Here is a 14,209-nt window from a genome sequence, read left to right on the forward strand (position 1 = left end):
TGCTTTATTATCCAGCATCTTTTTCAGACCATCGAGAGGCGTGCGGCCCACACCGCGGGCAGATGGCACGCAGGAAGCCCGGACTAATAAGATGGCATTGAAATCCCCCGCGTTTCGTAAAAAATTTCCGTTGTTGGTTACCGGCAGTCTGCTGGCCCTGCAACCCCTAGCCACTTCATTCGTGGTCGCCGCGGAACAGTATGACTGCTCAGTCTCTGCTTCGGGTGCCTGGAACTGTGCGCCAAAATCGCCAGCGGCGGCATTGCCACCGCGCCCTGTCCATGAGGGCAGCGCCGTCTCCGCCACTGGCGAAGCGGCAGCCGAGAGCGGTTCCAGCGAAAGCACCGAAGCCAAGCCTGCACTCGTTACCGAGTCCAAGGGCCGCGGCATGAAGTCGCGTAGTGCAGACTACAGTCACCTCGACTGGGTTCCACGCGAGAACCTCACTGCCGCGCAACTGGCCGAAACCGGTCCTTATTGCTCTGGTTCCTATATCGAACCGATTCGTCCTGGCATGAATGACAAGACGAATAAAAGTGACGCACCGACCTTTATCGGCGCCAAGGCCTCGCGCTACAACACCGAAGATCAGATCGGCACACTGGCCGGTGACGTCGTATTGCGTCAGGGCAGCATGCAGGTCGAGTCCGACGAGGCCAGCCTGTATCAGGCCGAAAGCCGCGCCGAACTCACTGGCGACGTACGCATCCGCGACAACGGCGCACTGATCGTCGGCGACCACGCCGACGTGCAGCTCGACACCGGTGAAGCCAAGGTCGACAACGCCGAATACGTGATGCACAAATCCCGTATCCGCGGTAACGCGCTGTACGCCAAGCGTGCCGAAAACGCAATCATCCGCCTCAAGGATGGTACGTACACCACGTGCGAACCGAACAGCAACGCCTGGCAGCTCAAGGGTAACAACATCACCCTGAACCCGGCGACCGGCTTCGGCACCGCGACCAATGTGACATTGCGGGTCAAGGACATTCCTGTCCTGTACACGCCGTACATCTATTTCCCGATCGACGACCGTCGCCAGTCGGGTTTCCTGCCTCCTACCATCGGCACCGGCAGCGATACCGGCTTCATGCTGGTCACCCCGTATTACTTCAACCTGGCACCGAACTACGATGCCACGTTGTACCCGCGTTACATGGAAAAGCATGGCTTGTTGATGGAAGGCGAATTCCGCTACCTGACCAAGTCCAGCGAAGGTCAGTTCGGTGGGGCGTACCTCAATGATGAGGACACCCAACGCGACAAGCAGTCCGACTTCCAGAAAGAACGCTACATGTATAACTGGCAGCACAGGGGTGGGCTGGATTCACGCGTCTCCACCCAAGTCGACTACACCAAGATCAGTGATCCTTATTATTTCCAGGATCTGCAGACTGACCAGATTGGTATTAAAAGTAGTGATTACGTGAACCAGCAAGGTTCCGTCAGCTACCGTGGCGATAACTACACCGCTAGAATCAATGCACAGGCCTACCAGCTGGCAAGCGTTGCCATTCTCACACCGTATGATCGTTTGCCGCAGATCACCTTCAACGGCGCGCTGCCGGATCATCCCGGCGGTCTGGATTTCACCTACGACACCGAAATCGTGCGGTTCGATCGAGACCTGCAAAACGGCACGTACACCGATGAAGACGGCAACGTGTCCCCACGTCTGGACAACAACGTTCAAGGTCTTGCACGTGCCAACGGCGATCGCCTCAACCTGGCACCAGCCGTCAGCCTGCCGCTGGACTGGACTTATGGTTTCGTGAAGCCGAAGCTCAAGTACCAATACACCCAGTACCAACTGGACCTGGATAGCATCGGCAAGAGCCAGATCGTGGCTCAGGATCAAGCCGCCGCTGCAGCCGGGACTAAAAACTTCAACGGCAATTTCGGCAGCAACCAGAACCGTGGCGTGCCGATTGCCAGCATTGACAGTGGCCTGTACTTCGATCGCAACACTCAGTGGTTCGGCAAGAACTATCGCCAGACACTTGAGCCGCGCCTGTACTACCTCTATGTACCAGAGGAAGACCAGACAGACATTCCTGTGTTCGACACCAGTGAATACACCTTCAACTATGCGTCGCTGTTCCGAGACAACCGTTTCTCTGGCTCCGACCGTGTTGGCGACGAGAACAAACTGTCGCTTGGCATCACCAACCGCTGGATCGAAGACGATGGCTTTGAACGTCAACGTATCAGCGTAGGTCAGGCCTTGTTCTTCAAGGACCGCGAAGTCCAGTTGCCCGGTATCAATCCAAAAACCCGCGAAGATGCGCAAACCAGCAATTCGCCCTATGCACTGGATTACGAATATCGCTGGAACCGCGACTGGCGCACCACCGCCGACTTCAACTGGGACCCGAACAGCCGCAGCACTCGCTCGGGTAGCGCGATGTTCCACTACCAGCCTGAAGACAACCCGAACAAGGTCATCAACGCCGGCTATCGCTATCGTAACGACCAGGTGATCTACAACCAGAACACCGGTCAATGGCAGTTTGGCGGTGACTATGGCACCCCAGGCTCGCCTGACTTCGTGAAGGACTACTACAAGATCGAACAGCATGACTTCTCGGTGATCTGGCCAGTCGTGCCTCAATGGAACGTTATCAGCCGCTGGCAGTATGACTACAACCGCGACCGTACTCTGGAAGCGTTCGGTGGTTTCGAGTACGACAACTGCTGCTGGAAATTGCGCCTGATCAACCGTTACTGGGTTTCCTATGACGAGTTCAGTCAACAAGCTCCACAAAACGAAAAAGGCGACCACGGCGTCTTCCTACAAATCGTTCTGAAAGGTCTCGGCGGCCTCACCGGCGCCAAAGTAGAGAGCTTCCTCGACAAAGGCATTCAAGGTTATCGTGAACGTGAAGACCAAGCTTTCTGATTGTCTGCGCCCGCTGCTGCTGGGCGCGCTGTTCCTGGGTACCGCGGCTAATGCCGCCGTACAGTCCATCGATAAAGTGGTGGCCATCGTCGACAACGACGTGGTCATGCAGAGCCAACTGGACCAACGCGTCCATGAAGTTCAGGCAACCATTGCCAAGCGTGGCTCCGCCGTGCCGCCAGCCAGCGTGCTGGAGCAGCAGGTGCTTGAGCGCCTGATCGTCGAAAACCTGCAATTGCAGATTGGCGAACGTTCGGGCATCCGCATTACCGATGAAGAACTGAACCAGGCGGTGGGCACCATTGCCCAGCGTAACAACATGTCGGTGGATCAATTCCGCGCCGCGCTGGCTCACGACGGTCTGTCTTACGACGACGCCCGTGAACAGATTCGCCGTGAAATGGTCATCAGCCGTGTGCGTCAACGCCGTGTGGCCGAGCGCATCCAGGTGTCGGAACAGGAAGTGAAGAACTTCCTCGCCTCTGACCTTGGCAAGATGCAATTGTCCGAAGAGTTCCGTCTGGCGAACATCCTGATTCCTACGCCGGAAAGCGCCAACTCCGACGCGATCCAGAATGCTGCCAAACAGGCCGACGCGGTTTACCAACAGCTTAAGCAAGGCGCTGATTTCGGTCAGTTGGCCATTGCCAAGTCTGCCAGCGAAACTGCACTCGAAGGCGGCGACATGGGCTGGCGTAAAGCCGCTCAACTGCCACCTCCTTTCGATCGCATGCTGAGCACCATGACGGTTGGCGAAGTTACCCAGCCAATGCGCACACCGGGTGGCTTCATCATCCTGAAAATCCTCGACAAGCGTGGCGGTGCAACCCAGACGCGAGATGAAGTGCACGTGCGCCACATCCTGGTCAAACCAAGCCCGATCCGCGACGAAGAGAAAACCAAGGCCCTGGCCCAGTCGCTCTACACCCGTATCGAATCCGGTGAAGACTTCAGCGAGCTGGCGAAAAGCTACTCCGAAGATCCGGGTTCTGCCCTAAACGGCGGCGACCTGAACTGGATCGACCCGAACGCATTGGTGCCTGAGTTCCGCGAAGTGATGGCCAAGACCCCGCAAGGTCAGCTGTCCAAGCCATTCAAGACCCAATACGGCTGGCATGTTCTGGAAGTGCTGGGCCGCCGCGCCACCGACAGCACCGCCCAGGCTCGCGAGCAACAGGCGATGACCGTACTGCGTAACCGCAAATACGACGAAGAGCTGCAAACCTGGCTGCGTCAGATCCGTGACGAAGCGTACGTAGAAATCAAACTTCCTGGTGCAAGCCAGGCAGCGCAGTGAAACCCAAGCGTTTCGCGCTGACTCCCGGCGAACCGGCCGGCATAGGTCCCGACCTGTGCCTGCTGCTCGCCTCGCACGCCCAGCCACATCCCCTGATTGCCATTACCAGCCGCGACCTGCTCCTTGAGCGGGCCGCGCAGCTGGGTGTGGTTGTCGATCTGCTGCCGGTAACGCCGGACAGCTGGCCGGATGTGCCTGCGCCTGAGAACAGCTTGTATGTCTGGGACACACCGCTCAATACGCCGGTCATCGCCGGCCAGCTGGACAAGGCCAATGCCGCTTTCGTCCTGGAAACCCTGACCCGTGCCGGCCAGGGCTGCCTGGACGGGCACTTCGCCGGAATGATCACCGCCCCTGTGCACAAGGGTGTGATCAACGAATCAGGGATCGCCTTTTCCGGCCACACCGAATTCCTCGCTGACCTGACCCATACAGCCCAAGTGGTGATGATGCTGGCCACGCGTGGATTGCGGGTAGCGCTGGTCACCACGCACCTGCCCCTTCGCGAGATTGCCGATGCGATCACACCGGAGCGCCTGGAGCGGGTCACACGAATTCTGTACGCCGACCTGCAAGAAAAATTTGGCATCGCCCAGCCACGCATCCTGGTCTGCGGGCTTAACCCGCACGCCGGTGAAGGCGGACACCTGGGCCATGAAGAAATCGACATCATCGAACCTACATTAGAGCGCCTGCGCGGTGAAGGCATGGACCTTCGTGGCCCCCTGCCCGCCGACACTCTGTTTACCCCCAAATATCTGGAGCACTGCGACGCAGTGCTGGCGATGTACCACGACCAGGGCCTGCCTGTGCTGAAATACAAAGGCTTCGGCGCGGCAGTCAATGTGACCCTCGGCTTGCCGATCATCCGCACCTCGGTCGACCACGGCACCGCCCTGGACCTGGCCGGGAGCGGAAAAATCGACACCGGCAGCCTGCAAGTCGCCCTGGAAACCGCCTACCAGATGGCCGAGACCCGTTTATGACCGAGCATTACCAACACAAGGCGCGCAAACGCTTTGGCCAGAACTTCCTGCACGATGCAGGTGTTATCGACCGAATCCTGCGCTCCATCCATGCCAAGGCCGAAGACCGCGTGCTGGAAATCGGCCCGGGCCAGGGTGCCCTGACTCAAGGCCTGCTCAATAGCGGCGCGCAACTGGACGTGGTGGAGCTGGACAAGGACCTGGTCCCGATCCTCAATCAGCAGTTCGCCAGTCGAAGCAACTTCAGCCTGCATCAGGGCGACGCGCTGAAGTTCGACTTCACCAGCCTGAATGCTGCGCCGGGCAGCCTGCGTGTGGTCGGCAACCTGCCGTACAACATCTCTACACCGCTGATTTTTCACCTGCTGCACAACGCCAGCCTGATCCGCGACATGCACTTCATGCTGCAAAAAGAAGTGGTCGAGCGCATGGCGGCGGGTCCTGGCGGTGGTGATTGGGGCCGCCTGTCGATCATGGTTCAGTACCACTGCCGGGTCGAGCATCTGTTCAACGTCGGTCCGGGCGCGTTCAATCCGCCGCCAAAGGTTGATTCGGCCATCGTGCGACTGGTGCCTCACGCGGTACTGCCGCATCCGGCCAAAGACCATAAGCTGTTGGAGCGCGTCGTTCGCGAAGCCTTCAACCAGCGCCGCAAGACCCTGCGCAATACCCTCAAGTTGCTGCTGAGCAATGCCGAGATCGAAGCGGCCGGCGTCGATGGCAGCCTGCGTCCCGAGCAGCTCGACCTGGCCGCCTTCGTGCGCCTGGCCGACAAGCTCAGCGAACAAGTCCTGAACCCGCCCGCCGCCGACTGACAGGTAACGAGCGTTATCGGGTAGGACGCCAGACGCGATGTCTGGTTTACTACCCGGTACTTGGCCTAGACTGAACTCCATCAGTTACGCCCCGCGTCCCGCTTCGTTTTTAAGGCCTCTTGCATGTCCGATCCTCGTTATCAGGTCGACGTCAGCGTCGTCACCCGCTATCTGGCAGAACAATCGCAACCCGAGCAAAACCGCTTTGCCTTCGCGTACACCATTACCGTGCACAACAATGGCGAGCTACCGGCCAAACTGTTGTCGCGGCACTGGATCATCACCGACGGTGACGGGCATGTCGAGGAGGTCAAGGGTGCGGGCGTCGTAGGCTTGCAGCCGCTGATCCAGGTCGGCGAAAACCACACCTACAGCAGCGGCACGGTCATGACCACCAAGGTCGGCACCATGGAAGGCACCTATCAGATGATTGCCGACGACGGTAAGCATTTCGACGCCATCATCGCTCCATTCCGCCTGGCGGTGCCCGGAGCCTTGCACTAATGGCAACGTACGCCGTTGGTGACTTGCAGGGCTGCCTCGAGCCCCTGCAATGCCTGCTTGAGCAAGTGGCTTTCGATCCGGCCAAGGATCGTCTTTGGCTGGTGGGCGACCTGGTCAACCGCGGTCCGCAGTCGCTGGCAACCTTGCGCTTTCTCTATGGCATTCGTGAATCGCTGGTGTGCGTATTGGGTAACCATGACCTGCACCTGCTGGCCGCCGGACGCAACATCGAACGCCTGAAGAAATCCGACACCCTGCGCGAGATCCTCGAAGCGCCCGATTGTGCGGATCTGCTGGAGTGGCTGCGCCAGCAAAAGCTCATGCACTACGACGAACAGCGCGATATCGCACTGGTGCACGCCGGCATTCCACCGCAGTGGTCAGTGCGCAAAGCCTTGAAGTGCGCCGCCGAAGTTGAAGAAGCCCTGCGCGATGACAACCTCATCGCCCCGTACCTGGACGGCATGTACGGCAACGATCCGGTGAAATGGGATAACGACCTCAAGGGCGTGACCCGCCTGCGCGTCATCACCAACTACTTTACCCGCATGCGATTCTGCACCAGCGAGGGTAAACTCGACCTCAAGAGCAAGGAAGGCGTTGGCACAGCACTACCGGGCTACAAGCCTTGGTTCACGTACAAGGAGCGCAAGACCAAGGGTCAGAAGATCATCTTCGGCCATTGGGCGGCGCTTGAGGGCCAATGCGACGAACCGGGAATCTTCGCACTCGACACCGGTTGTGTCTGGGGCGGAGCCATGACCCTGATGAACGTCGACACCCTCGAGCGTCTGCAGTGCCAATGCAACGATCAGGGCCACAGTGAACCCGCCGCCGCCCCACCCCTTACCGAACAAACCCCAGCCAGCGCCCCGCGCTAGGCTGCGCTATCAGCCGAGCCACAGGAGCCCGCCATGAGCGAATTCAAACGTATCCCCCCGGAACAGGCCCAGGCCCTGCGCGAACAAGGCGCAGTGGTGGTCGATGTTCGCGACCCAGCAACCTTTGCCGCATTGCACATCGCCGGCTCGAAGCATCTGGATAACCACTCCATCTCGGACTTCATCCGTGCTGCCGACCTCGACGCACCGACAGTGGTGGTCTGCTACCACGGCAATTCCAGTCAGAGCGCCGCTGCGTACCTCATTAGCCAGGGCTTTTCCGACGTCTACAGCATGGATGGCGGCTTTGAGCTGTGGCGTACGACTTACCCTGCGGAAACCGCCCAAGGCACCTCCGAATAATTTTTTTGTAACCTGCGAGCCCCCGCCCCCCGTGGGCTCGCGCGGTGGCAGACGAACGGTCTGCCACACATAATTACGTATCTCGCCTTTACCTCCCGAATTAGCAACTATCCTTAAGCGCAGGCCATCCAAAACAGGGGAGAGCCGGTACACCGGCGCGCGGGTCATCGGGAGTAGCTTTCGGAGTAGTCAGCTCCGTTAGAGTTCTGGGGGGTAAACAGCGACCGCCTGTTCGGTTGCTGCCAGCATCGACTGAGTGATCCGGCGTCGGCTCCACGTATCGAGCGAGGTGACGTCATGAGTATCTTTAGCCACTTCCAACAACGCTTCGAGTCCACACGCCAGGAAGAACTCTCGCTGCAAGAGTATCTTGAGCTGTGCAAACAGGACCGCAGCGCCTACGCCTCCGCCGCCGAGCGTCTATTGCTGGCCATCGGAGAACCGGAGCTGCTCGACACCTCGACCAACTCGAGGCTGTCGCGAATCTTTTCCAACAAGGTGATCCGCCGCTATCCGGCCTTTGAAGACTTCCACGGGATGGAAGAATGCATTGACCAGATCGTGTCGTATTTCCGCCATGCCGCTCAGGGCCTGGAAGAGAAGAAACAAATCCTCTATCTGCTCGGCCCCGTCGGTGGCGGTAAATCGTCCCTGGCCGAGAAGCTGAAACAACTGATCGAAAAAGTGCCCTTCTACGCCATCAAGGGTTCGCCGGTATTCGAGTCGCCCCTGGGTCTGTTCAACGCCACCGAAGATGGCGCGATCCTCGAAGAAGACTTCGGCATTCCGCGGCGCTACCTCAACACCATCATGTCGCCATGGGCCACCAAGCGCCTGGCCGAGTTCGGCGGCGACATCAGCCAGTTCCGCGTGGTGAAACTCTATCCGTCGATCCTCAATCAGATCGCCGTGGCCAAAACCGAGCCGGGAGACGAGAACAACCAGGACATCTCGGCACTGGTGGGCAAGGTCGATATCCGCAAACTGGAGGAATACCCACAGAACGACGCCGACGCTTATAGCTACTCGGGCGCGCTGTGCCGGGCCAACCAGGGCCTGATGGAATTCGTCGAAATGTTCAAGGCGCCGATCAAGGTGCTGCACCCATTGCTGACGGCCACCCAGGAAGGCAACTACAACAGTACCGAAGGCCTCGGCGCGATTCCGTTTACCGGGATCCTGCTGGCCCACTCCAACGAATCGGAATGGCACACCTTCCGTAACAACAAGAACAACGAAGCGTTCATCGACCGGATCTACATCGTCAAAGTGCCGTACTGCCTGCGGGTCAGCGACGAGGTGAAGATCTACGACAAACTGCTGTTCAACAGCTCCCTGGCCAAGGCCCATTGCGCGCCCGATACCTTGAAGATGCTCGCCCAGTTCACCGTGCTTTCTCGCCTCAAGGAGCCGGAAAACTCGAACATCTACTCGAAAATGCGCGTGTATGACGGTGAAAACCTCAAGGACACTGATCCGAAGGCCAAGTCGATACAGGAATACCGCGACAACGCCGGTGTCGACGAAGGCATGAACGGTCTGTCGACCCGCTTCGCGTTCAAGATCCTGTCGAAGGTCTTCAACTTCGATCCGCACGAAATCGCCGCCAACCCGGTGCACTTGCTGTACGTGCTGGAGCAACAGATCGAACAGGAACAGTTCCAGGCCGAAACCCGCGAACGCTACCTGCGCTTCCTCAAGGAATACCTGGCACCGCGCTACATCGAGTTTATCGGCAAGGAGATCCAGACCGCCTACCTCGAGTCGTACAGCGAATACGGCCAGAACATCTTCGATCGCTACGTGCTGTACGCCGACTTCTGGATCCAGGACCAGGAATACCGCGACCCGGAAACCGGCGAAATCCTCAACCGCGTGGCCCTGAACGAAGAACTGGAGAAAATCGAAAAACCGGCCGGCATCAGCAATCCGAAGGATTTCCGCAACGAAATCGTCAACTTCGTCCTGCGCGCCCGGGCCAACAACAACGGCAAGAACCCGACCTGGCTCAGCTACGAAAAACTGCGGGTGGTCATCGAGAAGAAAATGTTCTCCAACACCGAGGACCTGCTGCCGGTCATCAGCTTCAACGCCAAGGCCAGCAAAGAGGACCAGCAGAAGCACAACGACTTCGTCACACGGATGGTCGAGCGCGGCTACACCGACAAACAGGTACGGCTTCTTTCCGAATGGTACCTACGGGTCCGGAAATCGCAATGACGCAGCGGCAAGCCATAAGCTACAAGCGGCAAGAAAAAGCGTGTAAGCCCTGATATCCGGGCAGCTTCTACTTGCAGCTTGTAGCTCACAACTTGAAGCTGCCCGGAGGGCCCTATGAGCTATGTGATCGACCGACGTCTCAATGGCAAGAACAAGAGCACGGTTAACCGTCAGCGGTTTCTGCGACGTTACCGTGATCACATCAAAAAGGCTGTCGAAGAGGCGGTCAGCCGGCGCTCCATTACCGATATGGAACACGGCGAACAGATCAGCATTCCCGGCCGCGATATCGACGAGCCGGTGCTTCACCACGGGCGTGGCGGCAAGCAAACAGTCGTGCACCCCGGCAACAAGGAATTCACCAGCGGCGAGCACATAGCCCGCCCGCCCGGAGGGGGCGGCGGCAGAGGCCCCGGCAAGGCAGGTAACTCGGGCGAAGGGATGGACGAGTTCGTCTTCCAGATCACCCAAGAGGAATTCCTCGAATTCATGTTCGAGGACCTCGAGCTGCCGAACCTGGTCAAACGCAACCTGACCGGCACCGACACTTTCAAAACGGTACGCGCTGGGATCAGCAACGAAGGCAACCCGTCGCGCATCAACATTATTCGCACCTTGCGCTCGGCCCATGCACGGCGAATTGCCCTGTCCGGCAGCAGCCGCGCCAAATTGCGTGAAGCCAAAGAGGAACTGCTGCGACTCAAGCAGGAAGAACCAGACAATTTCGGCGATATTCAGAAAATAGAAGCCGAAATCGAAAAACTCAGCGCGCGGATTCATCGCGTTCCGTTTCTTGATACGTTCGACCTCAAGTACAACCTTCTGATCAAGCAGCCCAACCCGAGCTCCAAGGCCGTGATGTTCTGCCTGATGGACGTGTCCGGCTCCATGACGCAGGCGACCAAGGACATCGCCAAGCGCTTCTTCATCCTGCTGTACCTGTTTCTCAAGCGTAACTACGACAAGATCGACGTCGTGTTCATCCGCCACCACACCAGCGCCCGGGAAGTGGATGAAGAAGAGTTCTTCTATTCGCGCGAAACCGGCGGCACCATTGTCTCCAGTGCCTTGAAACTGATGCAGGAGATCATGGCCGAGCGCTATCCGAGCAACGAGTGGAACATCTATGCCGCCCAGGCATCCGACGGCGATAACTGGAACGACGATTCCCCGATCTGCCGCGACATTCTGATCAACCAGATCATGCCGTTCGTGCAGTACTACACTTACGTTGAGATCACCCCGCGCGAACATCAGGCCCTGTGGTTCGAGTACGAGCGCATCGCCGAAGCCTTCTCTGACACTTTTGCCCAGCAGCAACTGGTCTCGGCCGGGGATATCTACCCGGTCTTCCGTGAACTCTTCCAGCGCAGGTTAGTGACATGACCGCCAAAGAGCAGAAGCGCCAACCCATTTCCACCGGCTCCGAATGGACGTTCGAGCTGATCCAGGCCTATGACAAGGAAATCAGTCGCCTGGCGGCTCGGTATGCCCTCGATACTTACCCTAACCAGATCGAAGTGATCACCGCCGAGCAGATGATGGACGCCTACGCCTCCGTCGGCATGCCGCTGGGCTATCACCATTGGTCCTATGGCAAACACTTCCTCAGCACCGAAAAATCCTACAGCCGTGGGCAAATGGGGCTGGCCTACGAGATCGTGATCAACTCCGACCCGTGCATCGCCTACCTGATGGAAGAAAACACCATCTGCATGCAGGCACTGGTCGTGGCGCATGCCTGCTACGGGCACAACAGCTTTTTCAAAGGCAATTACCTGTTCCGCACCTGGACTGACGCCAGTTCGATCATCGATTACCTGGTGTTCGCCAAGCAGTACATCATGCAGTGCGAAGAACGCCACGGCATCGACGCCGTGGAAGACTTGCTCGACTCCTGCCATGCACTGATGAACTACGGCGTCGACCGCTACAAACGCCCTTACCCGATTTCCGCCGAAGAAGAACGGCGTCGGCAAAAGGATCGGGAAGAGCATCTGCAGAAACAGATCAACGATCTGTGGCGCACTATTCCCAAAGGCGCGGACAAGTACAGCGACAAGGACAATGCGCGCTTCCCCGCCGAACCTCAGGAAAACATCCTGTACTTCATCGAAAAACACGCACCACTGCTGGAGCCGTGGCAACGGGAAATCGTGCGCATTGTTCGCAAGATCGCGCAGTACTTTTATCCACAGCGTCAGACCCAGGTGATGAACGAAGGCTGGGCCACGTTCTGGCACTACACGCTGATGAACGACCTGTACGACGAAGGCCTGGTCACCGACGGTTTCATGATGGAGTTTCTGACATCCCACACCAGCGTGGTGTTTCAGCCCGGCTTCGACAGCCCTTATTACAGCGGAATCAACCCTTACACCCTGGGGTTCGCCATGTACCGGGATATCCGGCGCATGTGCGAGAACCCCACCGACGAAGATCGCCACTGGTTCCCTGAAATTGCCGGCACCGACTGGCTGTCGACCATCAAGTTCGCCATGAGCAGCTTCAAGGATGAGAGTTTTATCCTGCAGTACCTGTCACCGAAAGTGATCCGCGACCTGAAGTTGTTCAGCATTCTGGATGACGACCAAAAGGATGACCTGCTCGTACCCGCGATCCACGATGAAGAAGGCTACCGCATCATCCGTGAAACCCTGGCGGCGCAGTACAACCTGGGCAATCGCGAGCCCAACGTGCAGATTTACAGCATCGACCGGCGTGGCGACCGCTCCCTGACCCTGCGTCACCAGCAACACGACCGCAAGCCGCTGGGCGAATCCACTGAGGAGGTGCTCAAGCACCTGCACCGGTTGTGGGGCTTCGATATTCACCTGGAAACCCTGCAAGGGGATCAGGTGATGAAAACCCATCATGTCCCACCCAGAAGCGAGCACAGCGAAGGGGATTACGGGCGACTGGACCTGGCCGTCATTCATCTTTGAGCCTGTTTGAACCTCCGCAAGTTCGACGCAACGGTTATTCTGTCGAGCTAACGGAGGTTTTTTATGCAGATTTATAAAGTCGGTGGCGCAGTACGTGACCGCCTGCTCGGCAAACCTGTCACCGATATCGATTGGGTGGTGGTGGGCGCCACTACGGAAGAAATGCTCGCCAGGGGTTTCCGCCCGGTGGGAGCGGACTTTCCGGTGTTTCTACATCCGAAAAGCGGCGAGGAATACGCCCTCGCCCGCACCGAACGCAAAAGCGGGCGCGGTTATGGCGGCTTCACTTTTCACGCCAGCCCCGAAGTCACCCTTGAAGAAGACCTGATTCGCCGCGACCTGACGATCAATGCCATGGCCGAAGACGATCAGCAGAACCTGACTGACCCCTACCATGGCCAACGCGATCTTGAAGCTCGCTTGCTCCGTCACGTATCCCCCGCGTTCGCCGAAGATCCGCTCCGTGTACTGCGCGTTGCCCGCTTTGCTGCCCGCTATGCGGCGCTGGGTTTTACCGTCGCGCCAGAAACCCTGGCGTTGATGCGCCAGCTCAGCGAATCCGGCGAACTGCAAGCCCTGACCGCTGAACGCAGCTGGAAAGAAATCTCCCGGGCATTGATGGAAGATCAGCCGCAGGTGTTCATTGAAGTGCTACGCGAGTGCGGCGCACTGAAGGTGCTGATGCCTGAAGTCGACGCGCTGTTCGGTGTTCCGCAGCCGGAAACTCACCATCCGGAAATCGACACGGGTGTGCATACGTTGAGCGTGCTCGAGCAATCGGCGCAGCACAAACAACCGCTGACCGTGCGGTGGGCCTGCCTGCTGCACGACCTCGGCAAAGGACTGACGCCTGAAGAAGAATGGCCACGCCATATTGCTCACGAACACACGGGCCTGAAGTTGATAAAAGCGGTCAACGAACGCTTCAAGGCGCCGAAAGACTGTCAGGAACTGGCGTTACTGGTCGGCCAATATCACACCCATGGTCATCGTGCGCTGGAGCTGAAACCTTCGACTTTGTTGGAGTTGCTGCAAAGCGTTGACGTTTACCGTCGGCCGCAGCGGTTTGAAGAATTCATCAGCGCGTGCGAGATGGACGCGCGCGGGCGCAAAGGACTGGAACAGAGACGTTATCCACAGGCGGATTATTTGCGCGGGGCGGCGACAGCAGCGAGGAGCGTGGCGGTTCAGCCGTTGCTGGAGAAAGGATTCAAGGGGCCGGAGCTGGGTGAGGCGATCAAGCGTGAACGGCTTAAAGCGCTGAAAGCCTACAAGGAAGCGGCGTCTGCCTGAAAA

11 protein-coding genes are annotated in these 14,209 nt (G+C 58.4%); all 11 read left to right on the forward strand.

All coding sequences use genetic code 11. From position 1 onward, the window contains the following. Positions 1 to 91: 91 nt before the first annotated feature. Positions 92 to 2,902, forward strand: a complete 2,811-nt coding sequence (locus tag J2X66_RS04700) for an LPS-assembly protein LptD (protein WP_310261541.1) — start codon at positions 92 to 94, stop codon at positions 2,900 to 2,902. After that, positions 2,877 to 4,199 (forward strand): peptidylprolyl isomerase SurA, encoded by a 1,323-nt coding sequence (surA, locus tag J2X66_RS04705; protein WP_310261544.1) that lies wholly within the window; start codon positions 2,877 to 2,879, stop codon positions 4,197 to 4,199. Before J2X66_RS04700 ends, surA begins: the two co-directional genes overlap by 26 nt. After that, the gene (gene pdxA, locus J2X66_RS04710) at positions 4,196 to 5,185 is read left to right on the forward strand and encodes a 4-hydroxythreonine-4-phosphate dehydrogenase PdxA (protein WP_310261547.1); all 990 of its coding nucleotides are present in this window, start codon (positions 4,196 to 4,198) and stop codon (positions 5,183 to 5,185) included. The genes surA and pdxA overlap by 4 nt, the downstream gene beginning before the upstream one ends. Next, entirely contained in the window at positions 5,182 to 6,000 is an 819-nt protein-coding gene (gene rsmA, locus J2X66_RS04715) for a 16S rRNA (adenine(1518)-N(6)/adenine(1519)-N(6))-dimethyltransferase RsmA (protein WP_223514911.1), read from the forward strand. The genes pdxA and rsmA overlap by 4 nt, the downstream gene beginning before the upstream one ends. A gap of 123 nt (positions 6,001 to 6,123) precedes the next feature. Further along, positions 6,124 to 6,504: a Co2+/Mg2+ efflux protein ApaG gene (apaG, locus tag J2X66_RS04720; protein ID WP_310261551.1), complete on the forward strand. Its 381-nt coding sequence runs from the start codon at positions 6,124 to 6,126 to the stop codon at positions 6,502 to 6,504. Further along, a complete protein-coding gene (locus J2X66_RS04725) occupies positions 6,504 to 7,385 on the forward strand; it encodes a symmetrical bis(5'-nucleosyl)-tetraphosphatase (RefSeq protein WP_310261554.1) in 882 nt (293 codons plus the stop codon). Before apaG ends, J2X66_RS04725 begins: the two co-directional genes overlap by 1 nt. A 33-nt stretch (positions 7,386 to 7,418) precedes the next feature. Continuing rightward, the gene (gene glpE / locus J2X66_RS04730) at positions 7,419 to 7,748 is read left to right on the forward strand and encodes a thiosulfate sulfurtransferase GlpE (RefSeq protein ID WP_310261557.1); all 330 of its coding nucleotides are present in this window, start codon (positions 7,419 to 7,421) and stop codon (positions 7,746 to 7,748) included. A 297-nt stretch (positions 7,749 to 8,045) separates the two neighbouring features. Continuing rightward, entirely contained in the window at positions 8,046 to 9,968 is a 1,923-nt protein-coding gene (locus J2X66_RS04735) for a PrkA family serine protein kinase (protein WP_010467160.1), read from the forward strand. Between the two features lie 114 nt (positions 9,969 to 10,082). Further along, positions 10,083 to 11,354, forward strand: coding sequence for a YeaH/YhbH family protein (locus J2X66_RS04740; RefSeq protein ID WP_007947798.1), 1,272 nt, complete (start codon positions 10,083 to 10,085; stop codon positions 11,352 to 11,354). Further along, on the forward strand, positions 11,351 to 12,913 hold the full coding sequence (locus J2X66_RS04745) for a SpoVR family protein (protein WP_310261560.1): 1,563 nt from the start codon (positions 11,351 to 11,353) through the stop codon (positions 12,911 to 12,913). The genes J2X66_RS04740 and J2X66_RS04745 overlap by 4 nt, the downstream gene beginning before the upstream one ends. Before the next feature lie 63 nt (positions 12,914 to 12,976). After that, positions 12,977 to 14,206: a multifunctional CCA addition/repair protein gene (locus tag J2X66_RS04750; protein ID WP_310261563.1), complete on the forward strand. Its 1,230-nt coding sequence runs from the start codon at positions 12,977 to 12,979 to the stop codon at positions 14,204 to 14,206. The last annotated feature ends 3 nt before the right edge of the window (positions 14,207 to 14,209 follow it).

The organism is Pseudomonas sp. 3296, assembly GCF_031456615.1.
In the GTDB taxonomy this organism is placed as follows: Bacteria; Pseudomonadota; Gammaproteobacteria; order Pseudomonadales; family Pseudomonadaceae; genus Aquipseudomonas; species Aquipseudomonas mucoides.

What these genes read in the sequence shown, in the direction of transcription:
- J2X66_RS04700 (WP_310261541.1), top strand. Translation starts at nt 92, where the DNA reads ATGGCATTGAAATCCCCCGCGTTTCGTAAAAAATTTCCGTTGTTGGTT.
- rsmA (WP_223514911.1), top strand. Translation starts at nt 5,182, where the DNA reads ATGACCGAGCATTACCAACACAAGGCGCGCAAACGCTTTGGCCAGAAC.
- apaG (WP_310261551.1), top strand. Translation starts at nt 6,124, where the DNA reads ATGTCCGATCCTCGTTATCAGGTCGACGTCAGCGTCGTCACCCGCTAT.
- J2X66_RS04725 (WP_310261554.1), top strand. Translation starts at nt 6,504, where the DNA reads ATGGCAACGTACGCCGTTGGTGACTTGCAGGGCTGCCTCGAGCCCCTG.
- glpE (WP_310261557.1), top strand. Translation starts at nt 7,419, where the DNA reads ATGAGCGAATTCAAACGTATCCCCCCGGAACAGGCCCAGGCCCTGCGC.
- J2X66_RS04735 (WP_010467160.1), top strand. Translation starts at nt 8,046, where the DNA reads ATGAGTATCTTTAGCCACTTCCAACAACGCTTCGAGTCCACACGCCAG.
- J2X66_RS04740 (WP_007947798.1), top strand. Translation starts at nt 10,083, where the DNA reads ATGAGCTATGTGATCGACCGACGTCTCAATGGCAAGAACAAGAGCACG.
- J2X66_RS04745 (WP_310261560.1), top strand. Translation starts at nt 11,351, where the DNA reads ATGACCGCCAAAGAGCAGAAGCGCCAACCCATTTCCACCGGCTCCGAA.
- J2X66_RS04750 (WP_310261563.1), top strand. Translation starts at nt 12,977, where the DNA reads ATGCAGATTTATAAAGTCGGTGGCGCAGTACGTGACCGCCTGCTCGGC.